Origin of the sequence: Vibrio sp. dhg (assembly GCF_003443775.1) — a bacterium.
Taxonomy (GTDB): Bacteria; Pseudomonadota; Gammaproteobacteria; order Enterobacterales; family Vibrionaceae; genus Vibrio; species Vibrio natriegens.
Genome location: NZ_CP028944.1, coordinates 1,810,601 through 1,829,209 on the forward strand (window position 1 = coordinate 1,810,601; position 18,609 = coordinate 1,829,209).

17 protein-coding genes and 1 pseudogene are annotated in these 18,609 nt (G+C 45.1%); 17 read left to right on the top strand and 1 reads right to left on the bottom strand.

Annotation, left to right across the window (positions count from 1 at the left end; genetic code table 11):
- Positions 1–5 precede the first annotated feature (5 nt).
- From DBX26_RS23825 to DBX26_RS23840, 4 genes are all read left to right on the top strand, one after another.
- A complete protein-coding gene (locus tag DBX26_RS23825; RefSeq protein WP_118121104.1) occupies positions 6–1,244 on the top strand; it encodes an electron transfer flavoprotein subunit alpha/FixB family protein in 1,239 nt (412 codons plus the stop codon).
- Positions 1,234–2,028: an electron transfer flavoprotein subunit beta gene (locus tag DBX26_RS23830; RefSeq protein ID WP_020335252.1), complete on the top strand. Its 795-nt coding sequence runs from the start codon at positions 1,234–1,236 to the stop codon at positions 2,026–2,028. The genes DBX26_RS23825 and DBX26_RS23830 overlap by 11 nt, the downstream gene beginning before the upstream one ends.
- Before the next feature lie 244 nt (positions 2,029–2,272).
- Complete coding sequence (locus tag DBX26_RS23835) at positions 2,273–3,880, top strand: BCCT family transporter (protein WP_014234588.1); 1,608 nt, start codon at positions 2,273–2,275, stop codon at positions 3,878–3,880.
- Positions 3,881–4,004: 124 nt separating this feature from the next.
- Positions 4,005–4,247: a hypothetical protein gene (locus DBX26_RS23840; RefSeq protein WP_014234587.1), complete on the top strand. Its 243-nt coding sequence runs from the start codon at positions 4,005–4,007 to the stop codon at positions 4,245–4,247.
- A gap of 407 nt (positions 4,248–4,654) precedes the next feature.
- Here the strand turns inward: DBX26_RS23840 and DBX26_RS23845 are convergent, their stop codons facing one another.
- Entirely contained in the window at positions 4,655–5,524 is an 870-nt protein-coding gene (locus DBX26_RS23845; RefSeq protein WP_118121105.1) for an aldo/keto reductase, read from the bottom strand.
- 287 nt (positions 5,525–5,811) lie between these two features.
- Here DBX26_RS23845 and atpD point away from each other — a divergent pair, with 287 nt between their 5' ends.
- From atpD to DBX26_RS23910, 13 genes and pseudogenes are all read left to right on the top strand, one after another.
- Entirely contained in the window at positions 5,812–7,197 is a 1,386-nt protein-coding gene (atpD, locus tag DBX26_RS23850) for a F0F1 ATP synthase subunit beta (protein ID WP_118121106.1), read from the top strand.
- Positions 7,194–7,598 (top strand): F0F1 ATP synthase subunit epsilon, encoded by a 405-nt coding sequence (locus DBX26_RS23855; RefSeq protein ID WP_118121107.1) that lies wholly within the window; start codon positions 7,194–7,196, stop codon positions 7,596–7,598. Before atpD ends, DBX26_RS23855 begins: the two co-directional genes overlap by 4 nt.
- A gap of 4 nt (positions 7,599–7,602) precedes the next feature.
- Entirely contained in the window at positions 7,603–7,872 is a 270-nt protein-coding gene (locus tag DBX26_RS23860) for an AtpZ/AtpI family protein (RefSeq protein WP_020335247.1), read from the top strand.
- Positions 7,873–7,924: 52 nt separating this feature from the next.
- Positions 7,925–8,566, top strand: coding sequence for a F0F1 ATP synthase subunit A (locus DBX26_RS23865; RefSeq protein ID WP_118121108.1), 642 nt, complete (start codon positions 7,925–7,927; stop codon positions 8,564–8,566).
- A complete protein-coding gene (gene atpE / locus DBX26_RS23870; RefSeq protein WP_014234581.1) occupies positions 8,559–8,825 on the top strand; it encodes an ATP synthase F0 subunit C in 267 nt (88 codons plus the stop codon). The genes DBX26_RS23865 and atpE overlap by 8 nt, the downstream gene beginning before the upstream one ends.
- 53 nt (positions 8,826–8,878) lie before the next feature.
- Positions 8,879–9,628, top strand: coding sequence for a F0F1 ATP synthase subunit delta (locus tag DBX26_RS23875; RefSeq protein ID WP_118121109.1), 750 nt, complete (start codon positions 8,879–8,881; stop codon positions 9,626–9,628).
- On the top strand, positions 9,615–11,111 hold the full coding sequence (locus DBX26_RS23880) for a F0F1 ATP synthase subunit alpha (protein WP_118121110.1): 1,497 nt from the start codon (positions 9,615–9,617) through the stop codon (positions 11,109–11,111). Before DBX26_RS23875 ends, DBX26_RS23880 begins: the two co-directional genes overlap by 14 nt.
- Positions 11,111–11,962: a F0F1 ATP synthase subunit gamma gene (locus DBX26_RS23885; protein ID WP_118121111.1), complete on the top strand. Its 852-nt coding sequence runs from the start codon at positions 11,111–11,113 to the stop codon at positions 11,960–11,962. Before DBX26_RS23880 ends, DBX26_RS23885 begins: the two co-directional genes overlap by 1 nt.
- Before the next feature lie 103 nt (positions 11,963–12,065).
- Positions 12,066–12,557, top strand: coding sequence for a hypothetical protein (locus DBX26_RS23890; RefSeq protein WP_118121112.1), 492 nt, complete (start codon positions 12,066–12,068; stop codon positions 12,555–12,557).
- Positions 12,558–12,751: 194 nt separating this feature from the next.
- Positions 12,752–13,459: a metallophosphoesterase gene (locus DBX26_RS23895; RefSeq protein WP_254063579.1), complete on the top strand. Its 708-nt coding sequence runs from the start codon at positions 12,752–12,754 to the stop codon at positions 13,457–13,459.
- A gap of 106 nt (positions 13,460–13,565) precedes the next feature.
- Positions 13,566–13,823 (top strand): annotated as a pseudogene (locus DBX26_RS23900) (lipase); the annotation flags it as partial.
- 584 nt (positions 13,824–14,407) lie between these two features.
- Positions 14,408–17,803 carry a hypothetical protein gene (locus tag DBX26_RS23905; RefSeq protein ID WP_118121114.1) on the top strand — a complete coding sequence of 1,132 codons (3,396 nt, stop codon included), beginning with the start codon at positions 14,408–14,410 and terminating at the stop codon, positions 17,801–17,803.
- A 397-nt stretch (positions 17,804–18,200) separates the two neighbouring features.
- Complete coding sequence (locus DBX26_RS23910; RefSeq protein ID WP_038174832.1) at positions 18,201–18,557, top strand: MerR family transcriptional regulator; 357 nt, start codon at positions 18,201–18,203, stop codon at positions 18,555–18,557.
- The last annotated feature ends 52 nt before the right edge of the window (positions 18,558–18,609 follow it).

Genomic DNA, 18,609 nt, shown 5'->3' on the forward strand with positions numbered 1-18,609 from the left:
AGATCATGGGAGAATTTATTTTACGCCGTGACCCTCGTGTCGAGTGGATTAGACGCAATAGGCTACATCCACAGCATGAAAGCCTGATGGTACAGCCAATTGAAGAGATTGGACCAAACGGCTTAACCAGACGTTACCCACATCGTGTCGGCTTTATTGGGCCAAATGGCATTAAACGTATCGACCGTCTGAACAATAATGCGGCAACCTCGATGATGGGTGCTCGTCAAGGTAGTCAGGCAGCGGTTGAACTGCCACTGCACAAGGTTGAGTCACCAGACTTTTACATTGTGGTTGTGCCAGATATGCCGGGTGGTCGTTTGAGCAGCCATGACAAAGATGTTTTAGGTCAAGCTCATCAACTTGTGAAACAATCTGAAGGCGAAGGCGCGGTAATGGCCGTTGTCTTCGGCACTCACAAAGAAGAGCAGTTTGACCTTGCTGGTGTAGACCGTTTAATAGCTATCCCGGATGAAGTGTTTGATCACTACAGCCCAGAACAGCGAGCTGAGGTTCTGGCGAGTATCGAAGCGCAATATTCGCCTAAACACTGGCTATTCCCGGATAGCATTCAAGGTGGATTTGAACTTGGTGCGCGCTTGTCTGCGGCGATTAATGAACGTCCTGCAACACAAGTGTGGCAAGTCGATAGTGAGCATGCGGTATGTCGAGCTGCAGGGCTTCGTCACGACATCAAACGTGTGACACCTCGAGTGCTTCTGCTGGCTCAAGAATGTGCGCTACCAATTGATGAAACTCGACACGAAGTGCTGCCGGTTGAATTTGAAGGCACATTCAGCATTGAATCTCGCATCGAAGATCTTGGTCCAGTCGCGGTGGATCCTCAGGCGATTCCACTTACCGAGGCTGAATTCATTCTGTCTGCAGGTAACGGCATCCATGATTGGGAGAAATTCCATGAAGCCGCGAACGTTCTGGGTGCAACCGAAGGCGCGAGCCGCGTAGCCGTCGATGATGGCTTTATGCCTCGCGACCGTCAGGTTGGTGCTACCGGTAGCTGGGTAACCGCTCGAGTCTATGTCGCTGTTGGTATCTCAGGGGCAATTCAACACCTGCAAGGTATTGGTGCTTGTGAAAAAGTCATCGCCGTAAACACAGATGCGGGTTGTGACATGGTCAAGCGCGCGGATCTGAGTGTGATTGCTGATAGTAATGAGTTTTTAAGAGAGTTGATTGCTCTTATTCAACAACATCAATCAAAGGAGCTGAAGGATGCCGCATAATCAAACCGATACACTGCGTGTCAGTACGTTAGTCTCCATTGGTGCACACCCTGATACAGGACGTGCGCGCCGTTCAGCGACCGATGCACGTGCTGTTGAACTGGCGATGAACTTAGAAGGTTGTGAGTTAGAGGTGCTTCACGCAGGCAACCCTCAGGATCCAGCACTGTCGTACTACAGCGGGATGGGCCTCTCTCAAATTCGCGTTTTGGCTCAGGACGAACAGGACGATGCGGTTAACACATTGACTTCGTACTTTCGAGATGACATGCCCGACATCGTTCTGACAGGAATGCGCGCGGAAAATGGCGAATCTTCAGGCACGCTACCTTTCTTTCTTGCTCAAGAGTTGGATTGTCCGATTGTTATGGGCGTCGCGGAAATTCTATCCGTCGAAAATGGTACAGCGCGAGTATTACAAGCGCTACCAAGGGGACAACGTCGAGCGCTAAACGTATCTCTGCCATTTATCGCTAGTGTGGACTTTGCTGCGCAAGAACCACGACAAAGTGCATTTGGTCGAGCTCGCCGATGTGACATTGTCACGGAAGAGGTGGAAGGCAAGCAACTGGATAAAGAGCGACTAACTTGGGAAACAAGTATCGCGAAGCCAAAAGCGAAGCGTTTGAAAGTCGTGAAAGCTAAAAGTGCGGCTGACCGTTTTAAAGCGGCGACAGCAAAAGCAGAATCGACAGGCGGTAAAGTCCTTAAAGACCAGCCTGTTAGTGAAATGGCTCAGGTAGTCTATGACTTACTGCTTGAAGAAGGAGTGGTAAATAAATAACTAAAAAATTGACTTGTTAGGAATTCAACTTATTGAACCCAATTAGGTTCATCTAAGGAATATATCCACGTTAACGGTACCGACAATTAGAAGAAAAGTTCGGTACCTACGTGGTTAATACCAACGTTAATAAGTACTTGAACAATTACTTATCCAACTAGGTATGACTTACGACGAAGAACGATTCAGGGAAAGGAATTACTGAATACTGTTCAATATATGTTAATCACTAAAGAGGGATCGCATGAAAAGCATAGTGAGTAGTCGAAGAAGATATAAATCCGTCCATACCGTTAAATACGAAACGGATTATTGTGCTGGGCAAGACAATGTCAAAATCTTTGGCATGGATATCCATAACCCCGTGTTTGGTATCAGCGCTAGCTTAATTTTATTGTTCATCATTTTGACGTTAATTTTTCCTGAAGGAGCAAAAGACGCGCTTATTGCCGCTCGGAGCTGGTCTATAAACAATTTTGACTGGTTTTTCATGGTCGGGTGTAACTTGTTTGTAGTGTTTTGCTTATTTTTGCTTGTTTCTCCGATGGGCAAAATTCGTTTGGGAGGCGCAAACGCCACACCGGAATTCTCTACGGTATCTTGGTTTAGCATGTTATTTGCTGCGGGTATGGGGATAGGGCTGATGTTCTGGAGCGTTGCTGAACCTGTCGCGTATTACACCGACTGGTACGGAACGCCACTTAACGTGGCAGCCAATACCGAAGAAGCAAAACAAATGGCGCTAAGTGCTACGATTTACCACTGGGGTTTACACCCTTGGGCGATCTATGCCGTAGTTGGCCTGGCTTTGGCTTTTTTTGCACATAATAAAGGCTTGCCACTTACTATCCGTTCTGCATTTTTCCCAATTTTAGGTGAGCGTTGCTGGGGTCCAATTGGTAACTTCATCGATATTCTTGCCGTTCTGGCAACCATCTTTGGTCTTGCAACTTCTCTTGGCTTCGGCGCTCAACAAGCCGCTGGTGGTCTTAGCCATCTGTTTGGTGTCTCAAGCGGTATTTCAACTCAAATAGCATTTGTGGTTGTGGTTACCGGCATTGCTGTCATCTCAGTGGCACGAGGACTAGATGGCGGTGTGAAGATATTGAGTAACATCAATATGCTAATCGCGGCAGGTTTAGTTGCGTTACTTGTTGTGATTGGACCGACGCTATCTATTTTGCATACATTTGGTGATATCACGCTGGGCTATGTTGATAACTTTGTGCCGCTTTCTAATTGGATCGGACGTGAAGATTCAGACTGGTTCCATGGTTGGACTGTGTTCTACTGGGCGTGGTGGGTATCTTGGTCACCATTCGTAGGTATGTTTATTGCTCGAGTTTCTAAAGGACGTACAGTTCGCGAGTTCGTGACGGCTGTATTACTTATCCCAACATTAGTCACTATGGTTTGGTTAAGTGTCATGGGCGGAACGGCAATAGAACAGGCTACGACAGGTGTCGGTGAGCTAGCAAATGGTATCAGCGATGTGTCTCTGGCGATGTTCCAAATGTTTGAGAATTTGCCATTTTCTACGTTGTTATCCGTTGTTGGTATCTTGCTTGTACTGGTCTTCTTTGTAACGTCTTCAGATTCGGGTTCACTTGTAATCGATAGTATCACTGCGGGTGGTAAAGAAGATGTGCCAGTAGGTCAGCGTGTGTTCTGGGCTATTGTAGAAGGTTTTATCGCGATAGCACTGCTACTAGGTGGTGGTTCAGAAGCGCTGACAGCATTGCAAGCTGGCGCGATAACGACTGGTCTGCCTTTCACACTTGTTTTGGTACTGATGTGCTGGAGCTTGTACAAAGGGTTAAAAACTGAGATTCACCTTTACCGTAAAGCATAAATGCTACGCAACTAACATTTTTGGCTGTGTGACATAAAAATAGATCACAGCCTATTTTTTAATCGTCTATTGTAGGCTTGTTGGGGGGAAGGAATCCCCTCTTATTTGGTAGGAGTAAGTAGTTATGATGCACGTAGATCTTGTAGATATGGATGACTTTATTACGGATCTTAGCCAGCTTGGCATTGAATGCCCAAGTGCAGATGTGGATAGTGTAAAAAGCAGTATTGATGAGTGGTTACAAACGGTCGACAGCTCTCAGCGTGACCGATTCTCGAAACTGTTATTCTGTATTGAGGAAAAAGGTATTTTGTTACCAGATATCGAAAATGTCGTTCGATGGGGCGCTCAACAACTACCTCGATGAGTCAAATCTTCGCTTCTTGTGCAAATCTTGAAAGCATGAGGACAAGTTCAGTATTCTGAACAAAGCAGTATAGCGCTGAGCGGTTTTGCTCACGTTAATCGCTGAAGGGGAGTCGATATTATCTACTATAAGTCGTAGTGGGTAATACCTACTCCTATACCGACGTAAAGCTAATCTTAAGCATGAGTTGAAACGTCAAAACTTCCATCTGAACCAGTAAATAAAAACCTTGCCGACTATTTCGTATTTAGTGTTGCTGCAAGCGAAAGAACTCACAGCATCATCCTAAAACAAAAAATCCCTCTTATGTTCAGAGGGATTTTTTATTGGGGTACGGCACCGACGAGAATCTTCTGATACACACTAACCAACGGTGTTTCTGTTTTCTTCTCGCCGGAACCGTGTTTTTAGTCGTGGATTTTCACGCCGAGACAGCCACGTACAAAATCAGGGTTGAAGTGCTTAACTGCATCGCCAACGTAACCTAAATCAAGGCTGCTGATTTTCTCCATCTCTTCATCTGAAAGCGTGAAATCCCAAATATCGAAGTTTTCTTCAATACGTACTTGTTTTACAGACTTTGGAATAACGGTGACGCCACGCTGTAAATTCCAGCGCAGAATAACCTGAGCCACTGTTTTTCCATGTGCTTCTGCAATGCCTTTTAGCATCTCGTCTTCAAACGGTTTATGACGACCACCACCTAATGGTGCCCATGCTTCAGGCTGAACGCCGTAATGCTTCATTGTTTCTAGCGCGGCCGGCTGAGCATGATATGGGTGCAGCTCAATCTGGTTTACCATTGGCTTAATTTTCACTGTTTCACAGAAATTCGCCAATACATGTGCGTAGAAGTTAGACACGCCAATCGCTTTGAGCTTGCCTTCTTCGTAAGCATCTTCCATCGCACGCCAAGCGCTAAAGTAGTCACGCATTGCCTGGTGTAGTAGATACAAATCGAAATACTCTAGACCAGATTTTTCCAGTGACGCTTCGATACCTGCTTTAGCGGTATCGTAATTTGCCATGTCCTGAACCCATAACTTTGACGTGATAAATAGATCTTCGCGCGTACAAGTGCCTTCTTCAATGGCTTCACGGACAGCTTCACCAACGGCATCTTCATTACCGTAGACTGCGGCAGTATCAATGAGGCGATATCCAGCACGGATAGCACTGAGTACTGACTGTTTGCATTCTTCTTTATCGGTAACCTGAAAAACACCAAAGCCTGCCATTGGCATCTCTAGGTTGTTACTTAATGTTGTATATTCCATTGTAGAATATCTCCATTGCGCTGATTGGACGTAAGACAATGAACTCTATTGGTGCTTAATCCTTTAAAATCAGTGGAGCTCATGCATTTCCCTTATCACGGGGTGGGGTAATTATGGCACGCAATAGCCAACATCGAATTGTTCAATATTCGCTATTGTTTGCCTAAAACTTCAATTCACGCTCACTCAACGTAACTACTTATAAGCTACACTAAAAAACAGAAGTTGGTGCTCTTCCGTTAATAAAATTGCTAAAAAGCAGATATGCCTTTGCAGGGGTGTAAATAATGGAGCTAGGAAGGAAACAAGTCCCGGTTGGTGTCATTACTGAAATACATGGCCCGGTAACCGTAATTGCCTGCGATTCCTTGCCTCCCTTGCATCAGGCTTTATGTGCTAATGTCGATAATGAAACCTATCTGTTTGAGGTTCATCAACATCTTGATAAGCGGCATATCCGCGCCATTATTCTCCACAAAACCTCCTCCTTGCATCGTGGGCTCACCGTTTATGATACCGGGGCTTCTCTTCATGTTCCGGTCACGCCGGATTGTCTCGGTCGTTTGCTCAATATCTTTGGTGAGCCACTGGATGGCGGGAGCAAACTGAATACGTCAATGTTTCGCAATGTTCACAGTGCGCCAGTCCCGATTCATGAATCTGTCGGTGCCGGAAACGTATTAGAAACGGGTATTAAAGTTATCGATCTTCTCTGTCCTTTCATTGAAGGAGCGAAAACAGGATTACTCGGTGGTGCAGGGGTTGGTAAAACGGTGTTAATTATGGAGTTCATGCACGCGATGGCTTCATTACATCAGGGGGTGTCGGTTTTTTCCGGTATAGGTGAACGCATACGCGAAGGTCATGAACTTTGGCACGCTATCCGAGATGCAGGGGTACTGCCACAGACATTAATGGTGTTCGGGCAAATGGACGAGTCGCCGGGCGTTCGTTTTCGGATAGGACTATCGGCTCTGACCTATGCGGAATACCTGCGCGATACCCTGAAAAAAGATGTTCTGTTCGTCATGGATAATATTTTCCGCTTCGTGCAGGCGGGCAGTGAAGTATCCAGTTTGCTCGGGCGGATGCCAGCTACGGTAGGCTATCAACCGACACTGTCGACCGATATTGCTGAGATTCAGGACCGCATTCTTTCAACCAACAATGGCACCATCACTTCGGTACAGGCTGTCTATGTTCCGGCTGATGATATGACTGATCCAGCGGTCAGTACCATCCTGAGTCACCTGGATAGCACGGTTATGTTATCCCGGGCACAAGCCGGTAAAGGGATTTACCCTGCGGTCGATGTGTTGCAGTCCAGCAATAAGCTTATGGATCGTCATACATTGGGCGAGCGTCACTACAGTATTGCTGAAGGCGTCCGGGAACATTTAGCTCGTTACCATGAGCTGGAAGATATTATCACCATGTTAGGAGTCGGTGAGTTGTCTCAGACTGACCGCACCATCATCATGCGTGCCCGCAAACTTCAGCGTTATTTGACCCAGCCATTTTGTACAACAGCGGCACATACCGGCATGCCGGGAGTGTCCGTGCCGCTGGATACTACGCTAAATGACTGTGAACATTTTCTGCTTGGTCATTACGACGAAATTCCGGAAGAGCGCTGCTATATGCAGGGAAGTATGGAGAGCCAGCTACGATGAAAAATTTTGTGATCAGCCTGTTGGATGCCACGCACTCTGCAGAGATTGAGGGCGTCACTTCCTTTATTGGCGAGGACCAAACGGGTAGTTTCGGATTGTTGGCGAATCACAGTCGTTTTATGACGGTTCTGTCTACGGGAATTGCTAAGTACCGCACGGGGGATAGTGACTGGAAATATCTGGCAGCGGCTGGTGGGGTGCTCTATTTTAAAAATAATCACCTGACATTATGTACTTACCGCTTTTTGCTCGATGATGACTATAGCCGTATTAGCCAGGCACTGGAGCAACAATTAGTGATAGAAGAAGAAAAATCACAGACGTTTAAACAGAGCCTACGCCACATGGAAGAAGAGGTATTTATGCGGCTGTGGAAAATAGGCAAAAGAGAGACACTTTAGTGCCATGCGTAAACTTGATGATTTGAAAAAGAAAACTGAGCGTCAGGTTGACCGTATGAAGAAGGCTGAGCGCGAACGACATACCCTTATCGGCCAAACTATTTATCTTGGAACCCTAGGGCTATTGCTTGCGTTACCCATTGTGGGAGGCGCTTACCTTGGTCATTGGATAGACAGCATGATAGAGGGATATTCGGTTCGCTGGACAATAAGTTTTATCTTGCTTGGCGTGATCGTTGGGATGATCAATGTCTACCTTTTAATTCGGCAATAGTGCTATGGGTTTTAACTGAGATTAAGTAAACCGACTCAGTGGGACGGTCATTATGATAGATAATACGGTAGTCACAACATGGGGAATCATTGGTGCACTCGGGCTATTTGCCTGGATTTTGTCTCAGAAGTTATCTATCAAACCCGGGCTGGTACAGACTGCGGTAGAAGGCATGATTGCCAGTATTGAAAATGTGATTAGAGAAGTCGCTCCCCAGCATGTTAAAAGCCTGATGCCATTTATTGGCAGCCTATGGATATTTCTTGTTATCGCCAACCTGTGCGGGCTTATTCCGGGCGTTCATTCCCCAACTCGAGACTTATCTGCTACCTCTGCGCTGGCAATTATTGTTTTCCTTTCGACACACTGGTTCGGCATTCGCCTGCAAGGAATAAAGCTTTACTTAAGCCATTATTTAAAACCCAGCCCGATTCTATTACCGTTCCACATTATCGGGGAAATAACCCGTACGGTTGCTTTAGCGGTGAGATTATTTGGCAACATGATGAGCCTGGAAATGGCCGCCTTGCTATTTTTGTTAGTTGCGGGATTTCTGGCGCCAGTGCCCATTTTAATGCTCCATGTCATTGAAGCCTTAGTTCAGGCTTATATCTTCGGCATGCTCGCCCTCATTTATATTGCGGGTAGCCTACAATATCAACAACAGCAACAAGAAGGAGCCACTCATGAATGAGTTATCAACCTTTGTTCTGACTTCAACCGCTGTTGCCATTATCGGTATTTCTATTGGTGTCCTCGCTCCAGCGATAGCCATGGGGTGGGCTGTAAGTCGGGCGATGGATGCTCTTGCACGTCAGCCTGAGGCTGAAAAGTCAATTATGCGGACGCTTTTTATCGGGTTGGCAATGATAGAGTCACTGGCCATTTATGTGCTCGTTATTGTGTTGATTGTGCTTTTCCGTAACCCATTGCTTGAATACCTTATCAAATAGCGTCTGCTAGCCACTCTATGATGGTTTATCACCCACGTTGAGGAGCAATTACTGTGGAGTTTAGCTGGACTACTTTTGTACTGGAAATCATCAATTTTTTGGTGTTGATCTGGATTCTCAAACGCTTTCTGTTTAAGCCGGTAAAGGCGGTGGTTAGTCAGCGCCAGGCGGATATTGATAAACAGTTGCTTGAATCCCAGCGACTCAATGATGAATCGGCAGCACTGAAAGATGAATATGAAAATCGCCTGGTTAATTGGGAGCATCAGTGTCAGCAGGCAAGAGAGGCACTGCGCCGGGAAATTGATGCAGAGCGGGCATCCCAGTTAGATTTATTGAAGCAGTCTCTAGAGCAGGAAAAGAAAAAAGCGCAGGTGGTTGAATCTCGCCAGCGTATAGAAGCGATTCGTGATAGTGAACAACAGGCGTTACACCAGAGCGCTCAATTTGCTGCTTCTCTGCTTAGCAGGGCTTCTGGACCTGAGCTGGAGGCTAGGTTGCTGGATATTCTGTTGGAGGATTTATCTTCCCTTTCTGAGGAGCAAGCGGCCAGTTTGTTACATCAATGGGGAGTCATGCCTGAAGTTATTGAGGTAAGCAGCGCTTATCCAATACCTGAACAAAAACGGCAAGAGCTGGAAAGCGCCCTGAAGACCGTCAGCCAATTATCCATCCCTGTGAAATATGATGAAAACCCTGAGTTGATCGCTGGGTTGTTTATCACCATAGGTGCCTGGTGTTTGCGTGCCAATATAAGGGATGATTTAAAAGGGTTTATGGAGTTTGCCTATGTTACCCGATGAAGACAAACTCAATAGCCCGTTGACCGAGCAGGCTATGTGGCTTAAGGACTATAAACCGGGGTTATGCCTTGAAGAGCGGGGCGTCGTGTTGTCCATCGGGGATGGTATTGCAAGGATCTCAGGGCTTCCTTCGGCGGCGATGAACGATATCTTAACCATGGAGGATGGCAGTCAGGCAATGGTGTTTGACCTGACGGAAGAGCTGGTCAGTGCGGTGCTCTTGCATGAAACCAGCTTATTGACAGCCGGAACCTCCGTACATCATTCCAGTCATTCTTTAAGTGTCCCGGTGGGTGACAATTTGCTTGGCCGGGTTATTGATCCGCTGGGTAGTCCACATGATGGGGAAGCGGCCCCAATCCCATCAGCATGGATGCGTCTCGATACATTGTCACCGCCGATAATCAGCCGTGATTTTGTTAATGCACCTTTGTATACGGGCATCAAGATCATAGATACCCTAATCCCGATAGGTAAAGGGCAGAGACAGTTGCTTATTGGTGACGAAGGCCTAGGGCGCAGTGCTCTGGCACTTGATACCGTGATTAACCAACGAGGCAGAAATGTGCGGTGTGTTTATGTGCTCATTGGGCAAAGGCGCTCTACGGTCATTAAGACGATTGAGATATTACGAGAGTTTGGTGCGCTTGAATACACCACTGTCGTTGTCGCGGAAGCGAGTAGCTTGCCGGGATTACAGCATATAGCGCCTTTTGCCGGCTGTGCTATCGCTGAGTATTGGATGCAACAGGGGCACGATATTCTTGTTGTCTATGATGATCTCAGTACGCATGCCAAAATCTACCGAGAACTGTCATTGCTTCTGCGTCGTCCTCCCGGGCGGGAAGCTTATCCTGGTGATATTTTTTCAGTCCATGCTGGGTTATTGGAAAGGACTACCTGCCTGAGTCCGTCTCATGGTGGTGGTAGCATGACGGCTTTACCAATCGTTGAAACCAAACAGGGAGAAATCGCCGATTATATTCCGACTAACTTAATATCCATCACTGACGGGCAAATCTATCTGGAACGCGGATTGTTTTCAGCCGGTTTTCGTCCGGCCATTGATATCGCTCGATCGGTTTCTCGTATCGGCGGACAAGCGCAACATCCCAGAATCAAGGAAGAAGCCGGAAGTATGAAATTACACTATCTTCAGTTTCTGGAACTGGAGAGTTTCACCCGCTTTGGTGCCCGTCTTGAAGCTTCTATGGAGCAAGCGATTCAACGTGGTCTGGTATTAAGGGAGATTCTCAAGCAAGAGCAATTTTCTCCGCTTCACGAGACGTTTCAACTGGCATGGCTTGTCGCTTTTAATGATGGGCATTTCAAGGACTGCGAACGAAAAGAAGTGTCGTCGCGTCTCAAACTTCTAGAGCAGGAGGTAAAATCTTCCAGCCTAACCCTTGATAGCCCTAAAGATGAATGGAGTGTAGCGGTCGCTAAATGGTTATCACCTAACAACATACAGGGCAGTAAGTGATGAGCCGACGCCTCGATCTGGACAATCACCATCATAGTCTGAACGAAATTATAAAAATCTTAGATGCGATGAAAATGTTAGCTTACATGGAAACGCATAAGTTGGGTGCATTCCTTGACACTCAACATCGAGCGCTGGATACCATCAGTTCAGCAGCTAACGACTTTCTCAGTTTTTATCCTGGAACTCAACTCCAAGAGTCAGAAGTCTTCCCTGTTTATCTTCTAATTGGATCTGAACGCGGGTTCTGCGGTGACTTCAATCAGGAGCTGGTGGACTATATTGAGCAGCTCTTAACGATTCCTTCCAATGTAAAGCCCACTTTAATTACGGTTGGCCGCAAGCTCTATAACTTAATGCAAGACGATGGTCATGTATATGCGCAGATTGAAGGGCCAAATGTTGTCGAAGAGGTGCCTAACGTTCTCGAACAAACCGTTCAGGTACTGACAAAGATCCAGAGGGAACAGCCGTTGATGGGCTTATACAGCGTTTACCACAGTGGCGAACAGGGGATTATAACAAAAAAACTATTGCCGCCGTTTCAGCAGAAGGATCAACAACCCGCTAATTTTCAGTACCCTCCGGAGCTAAACTTACCGCCAGCAGACTTTTTGCTCAAAGTAGCCGAGCAGTTTCTTTTTACTGCTCTGCATGAAATTGTTTATACCTCTCTGTTAGAGGAAAATCACAATCGAATCGTGCATCTTGAAGGCGCGGTTAAACATCTTGAAACTAAAGCGGATGAATTGACCCAGCAATGCCATATTTTACGCCGGGAAGAGATTACTGAAGAAATTGAAGTAATTTTACTTAATGCCAGTAGTTTTGATGATTTGCCCACTGGTTAAATTTACATGTGGCATCCATGCTTGAGCCTGATATTTGTGTTTCCATAAATAAAAATGCTGTCGAAACGGATAGTGACTGTCAATTCACTTAAGAGGGACGTAAATGATTTCTACAAAACATAAGGTGACACTACTTACGGTAACACCTGCGGTCATGCTGCTCTTTGTCCACCTGGGAGCCTTCGCACAAACCAAGCAAGAGCAGGTGCATCATATGTCGCATCAGGTAATGCCCTTCGACATGTCCAAAACTCTTCACGTGTTCAAAATGACGGATTCAGGTGGCGTCCAGAAGGTTTTGGCGAGGAACACAGAAGAAACTGAACAAATCTTACTTATTCGGCAACATTTAGAGCACGAAGCGCAAATGTTTAAACACGGAAATTATTCAGACCCAACAAAATTACATGGCGCTGACATGCCTGGAATTGCGAAACTTAGCGCTAATCCCTCAAAAGTTAACGTGTCATATTCAGAACTTCCTGAAGGTGCACAGATCACCTTTGAAACTAAAGAGTTAAGTATGGTAACCGCAATACATAGATGGTTTGGTGCTCAGCTTTCCGAGCATGGAGCTGATGCAAAATCGGAATGATGGATACAGATAAGGCATAATGCGAGTTTGTTTTCGAATGTGTTTAAGTACGCACTAAATTGATTTTAGATACTTGGTCTCTGTTCTCATTGACCCATTCTTGCCTGTGTTTATTATTATCCTAAAGGCTTTTAGCGGGGGGAAGTATATTGAAAATCTGTCACCTTTCGGATCTCCACTTGGAATTCGGTTCAATGGAAGTACCTCAATCTGATGCCGATGTGATAGTACTGAGCGGCGATATTCACATAGGGACTCAGGGTATCGATTGGGCTTCGCAATTTGATGTGCCCGTAATATATGTTCTGGGCAACCACGAAGCCTATGGAGCTTCTCTAGATTCACTGACAGGTCAATGTCGCGTTAAAGCGGACCAATATAAGAATGTCCATTTATTAGAAAACGACAGTATCGTTATCGAAGGCGTTCGTTTTCATGGATGCACGTTATGGACAGATTTTTGTCTCGATGGCAGCACCGATGTTTCAATGAAGATAGCAGAAGGTCGGATGAATGACTTTAAGCAAATTCTTTATCATGGAAATGTTTTTACTCCCCAAGATAGCCAAAGTATCCACCGTGAATCGAGACGATGGCTCTATCATTCTGTAAAGCAGTCGCCAGAGCAAAAAAACGTAATTGTTACCCACCATCTTCCATCAAGAAGTCTGATTCAGGTTGAATACCTCGGAAGCCCACTTGCCCCTGCTTTTGCGTCACACTGTGATGAGTTTGAAACTATTGCGAATAAAATTGCAGTTTGGTGTTACGGGCACAATCATGATTGCAATGAACAAATAGACTTCGGCATAAACTTCCATACAAATCAACGTGGATATGTTGAACATGAGTTAGTTTCTGGTTTTGACCCTCAAAAAATAATTACTATCGATACAAAATGAATCGGGAGCAAGCCTGTGATTATCAAGTGTTGTGATCACACTAAATGATGATTTTCGCTAATGCGTTTTTGTCCAGAAACGTGTTTCAGCGGATGTTCAAGACAGCGTGGATGGTCTAGGTAAGCGAATTGCGATTACTGGTCACTCCTCTGAAGGCGCGATCGGCAGTGTATTCGCCTACTATATTGAGTGAAAGTATCCAAAAAGAATTAAACGCGTAGTGACATTCGGGCAACCAGCCATTGGGGATTGGAGGTTTAAACAGCATTATTGTTTGGGGCACAAAACCTACCGTGTCTGCTGCGATATCGACATTGTCACCTTCATGCCGCCAGTACCGTTTGTTTCTTGGCATGTAGGGAAAACATTTTGGACAATCAACAAACACTAGCCACAAGCTTAATTCTCATTTTTAATACTTCCTCATCAAATACGTGTTGATCTAACACCTCTGCGCTCTTGCCTTAAAAAATGGCACGCAAAACTGTAAACCAAGTGTTCACCTGTACACGTAGTACATCTACAAAATGCAATGCTTTAACTCTATCCCAACCTATTGAAGTTAAATGTATATTTTCAACTCCGACGAATATCGCATAACACCAGGCTAACAAACTGTTCACCCATGGCAATATGAAACACTCCGCTTTAAAAATATTTTATTTACATATCAGACAGATAGGTTTTGGTTTATTTATTGCTTTCATGTGTGCAACTGACAGCGAGTTCCAGTCTTAAACGTTGTACTCACAACTCTGGATGAAGCTGTCTTGGGACGGGGGTAAAAAAGTTTAGTGTGTTCAATGATGCCGGATCCAGTGTTGGCATAAGTGAATACTCACATAGCCCTTTTATCAACTTTCAATGAAAAAGAAGGTAGATGATGGAACATTTAATCAATAGCCGACATAAAAGGTTGCTCAAAGATGAAATTCAAGGAGTAACTTTATGAAATCGTATACTAAGCTTTCGGACGCAGCAGCAAGTCCGAGAACATTGGTGAGTGGAACGCTAGTAGCCGCTGCGTTGACCGCTTTTTCTCTCTCTTTTCCCGCATTCGGTTTTATCGAACCACCTAATACCGTCAATCTAACTCATGAGGCCTGTCGTAACAATGGTGATATTGTCTTGCCTAACGGCGACGATAACTTCATTTGTCCTGATGACGCCTATACCACTGGTAACTTAGGTAAAGGCTGGAATGAACTCGACCTTGTGCCCCACAGAATCACGCTCAGAAATGGTAACAGTAATGGCAATATTACTTATAACCTTCGAGCTGCAGCGAACAATATAGATCAAGGTAAGTTAGGATATGATGCCTTTTCTCCTGCTGATGATATTGTTGTCATCGGGGATTGTACGGTATCTACAGCCTTCAATGATCCACTGCAACCGTGGGGCATCACTAATGAAAACCTTAATGGGGCAGATCAAAGCCTGTTCCAGGAGTTTGAAATCACCCAAGGCCCAAATACCTCTTGTGAAATTAACTTTTATTATCGCCTTGCGGTGGGTGCCAACGAATATCCAGGCTCATCATTGCAATCCTACCTTGCAGATCAGAGCGTATTTCAAGGTGGCCTTCGCACTATTTCACTTCCTGTAAAAGAAATACTGCCGCAAGACATCAGTAAAGATATGGATGCTAGGCAAGATACCGACTTTACTTGGAACCTTACCAAGGAATCAAACAAGGCCAGTATCAACCTCGGCGATACTTGTGATGTCGAAAATCCTGCATCTCAGGATGTGGCCATCAAGCTAAAATGGCAACTTCTTGAGGGGGTCCCTGGCAAGGTAACGGTGAAAACCAACATCACCTTAACCAACCCAGCCAGTCGCCCTATCGATGTTGATGTCACCGACATTATACGCGGTAACCTTGGCGGTGGATTAATCGATCTAGATATCAAAAACTTTAATACCGTCACTGTGCCTGCCAATACCACGCTGCCACTAACAGTGCATATGTATATAGCTGAGTCTGATGTCACAGAGTTAATGGATATTGCCACTGCCACCTATACCGACCAAGCAACAGGTATTCCTGTACCTGGTGAAACAGTCGCGGAGTTTGATCTTACTACCGATGGTTTGGGCATTCAGCCAGGGGCTTCGACCAATACTACGGCCGTCGTCACCGATGAAGAATACATCACAGGTAATTATTTGCAGTACAGTGCTGGCAGTACGGCAAGTGGCAGTGCAACAGGTAATTTCACCGTTGACGGACTCGAGTACACCTTTAATACTCTGCTAAACAAAATGTCACCTAACCTACTGTGGACATCTGGTACTCAGCCAGAGGAGCATGCAACCTGTACTACCGCGGGTGAATGTTTTGTCACTATTAACAAAACGGTTTCTGTTACCCAAAGACCTATCGTGACCAGTGGTACTTTGTCGGATCAAGCACTCTTAGTTGCAAGTGATGGCTTTAGCGTAAGTTCGCCTACTTCAGGTCCACTTAACATTGAAATTACATCTGGTGCTTTAGTGGATTACAGCATTAAAGGCACCTTCCAAGATGATATTTTACAAGGCAACGAGGAGGTCACCTGTCAGGTTGTGGTGAAAAACAGCAGCAATGAGGTGGTGTTAGACACAGATTACACTTTTAAAGAGGGTCAATTAGAGATAGATAAAACCTTTGAAAATATCCTTCCCGACAAATACGCTGTCACTGTCGGTCCCTGTGATCCTAATATCTTCCAAGCAGACTTTGATCCAACTACTCCTGAGCTTGATGCAACGACCACGATAGATCTTACTCTAGGTCCTGACTCAACCTTGGATGATTGTAGTAAAGGCGTAGTCTTCATTGCACGTACGTCTGTACCTCTTGGGGCTGTTGCAGAGGTTAATAAGGTAACGGAGCCTGCTGGTTTGGAAGATGACTGGACGATGACTTTACAAGGTCCAGGCTTACCTGATGAAGGGCTATCTCTCGTAACCAACGATAACGATGCTATTGCGTTTGAACGCTTCCAGATAGATCTAGCAGACTTCTTGTTGCAAGAGGGCACATATACCATCACGGAAACCCTGAAAGAGGGCTGGACACAAGTGAGTGCCGTCGGTGATTGTGAGTTTACTATCAACTATCCTGCCGATTACGGCTTAGTGAAAAAATGTGAATTTACTAACCGAAAACTAGGAACAGTGATCATCAATAAAGAAACCCTACCTGATGGAGATACAGCCACAGCCTTTGCCTTTACTGATGATATCTCTGAACCTAATACCTTCGAACTCATGGATGATGGTACCAAAACCTTCTTGAATATTGCTCCTGGTGAATACACTGTCGCTGAAACCGATCCTAATCCCGATTATGATCTCAGTGCGCTGGTATGTACCGACGATGCAACCCAAGAAGGCTACAACGTGCTTGACTCTGGTGTCGATGTCGCCAACCTCACAGCAACCATTAACTTAGATGCAGGTGAAACGGTTGAATGTACCTTTACCAATACCAAACGCGGTATGGCGATGGTCAACAAATTAACCGACGGTGTTGCCAATACCAGTATAAATTGGGTATTCACGTTAAGCGGCCCTGAGGTCAATGCTAGCGACCAAACGATCCCTCAATCTGGCCCAGCCGATACCTTGCTTGACTTTAATAATGCCAAGTTGATTCCTGGTGAAACTTATCGTCTCTGTGAAGTCGATATCCCTGTTTCTTGGACAACGGTTTGGACTGTGGGTGGTGTAACCATTCCTGAGGTACTAGACAATGCCGATCCTGATCTCCTCTCAGGTGAAAACTACAGCCCTGTGTTTAACCCTAACTATGTTGCAACGGGAGAAGCTGATAACTCCACCTTGTGTGTGAAATTTGTTGTTGAGCCAGGTCAGACTCTATCGTTTGAAGTCAATAACATCTCACCACCAGGAGGTGATCAACGTACTATCGGTTATTGGAAAAACTGGAACACCTGTAGTGGCGGTAGACAGCAGTTCAAGGCTGCAGATAATGGCTTCTTCTTGTTAGAAGATGCACTACCACTCACTATTGGTAACCTAGTGGTGAGTACTTGTGACGTTGGTCGTAGCTTATTGGATAAACGAGATATCCACAGTGGGAAAAAACGTGCGGGTGATCCTGCATATGGTTTAGCTGCACAGCTTCTCGCTGCTAAAGCGAATGTAGCTGTTGGTGCTGGTACTTGTGCTGCCGCTACCAATGCAATAACAGAAGCTGATGGATTACTCACAGACATTGAGTTTGACGGTAAAGGCGATGTGCTTAAGAAAGGTAATCGTCAGCTTAAGATCCAAGCCAATGACTTAGCAAGTAAGCTGGATGATTACAACAATGGATTGCTATGTCCTTAATCTGAGTTAAAGGCTCATATGAGTAATGCCAGTCAGTTATGCTGACTGGCATTTTTCTTATTGAACGGCTGAATAAAACACACCTAACCTAGCTTTGATAAATAAGGAAGATAGAGCTCTTGATTAGTGGTTTTGTCATATCTTTGATAATTAATCAAAAGCTAAATTAACAAAACCACTGACTCATAAATGTCCAAAGGCGTTTCTACACGATTCTGGCTAGAAAATTTTTGCCCCAAAGTTTGCTAGCTATTTCGCTTACAACGTTATAACAACATTTCGCTTGCAACGTTATAACAACTAGTTACTTGGCTTATTATTTCTAATCGGTGTAGTGTTTAAGAAGTCAGTGGTTATTTGCGCTGGTGAAGATAGGTTTAGTAAGAAGGTAAAAACAATGAACATGAAAAAATTTTCGGGCGTAGTTGGGTTATCGTCTTACACTCTTCGATACTATGAAAAAATTGGTTTGCTAAAACATGTCCAAAGAAATAGCAGTGGCCACCGGGTCTACTCAGATAGAGATATTGATTGGGTGAACTTTATTAAACGACTCAAAGACACTGGGATGCCGCTAGAAGAAATTCAAAAATATGCGTCATTAAGAGATTTAGGTGTAAAGACCGTGGTTGATCGCCAAGGCCTGCTAGAAATACACCGAGAAAACTTAAAAGAACACATTAGGCAACAGAATGAGCATCTGAAAGCATTAGAAGACAAAATTAATTTATATAAAAACGGAGAAGTGAGTTGACTTAGAGTTAACTCTAACTTGTAAGGTGTGCTGGTCTTTTATTCAGAGGAGC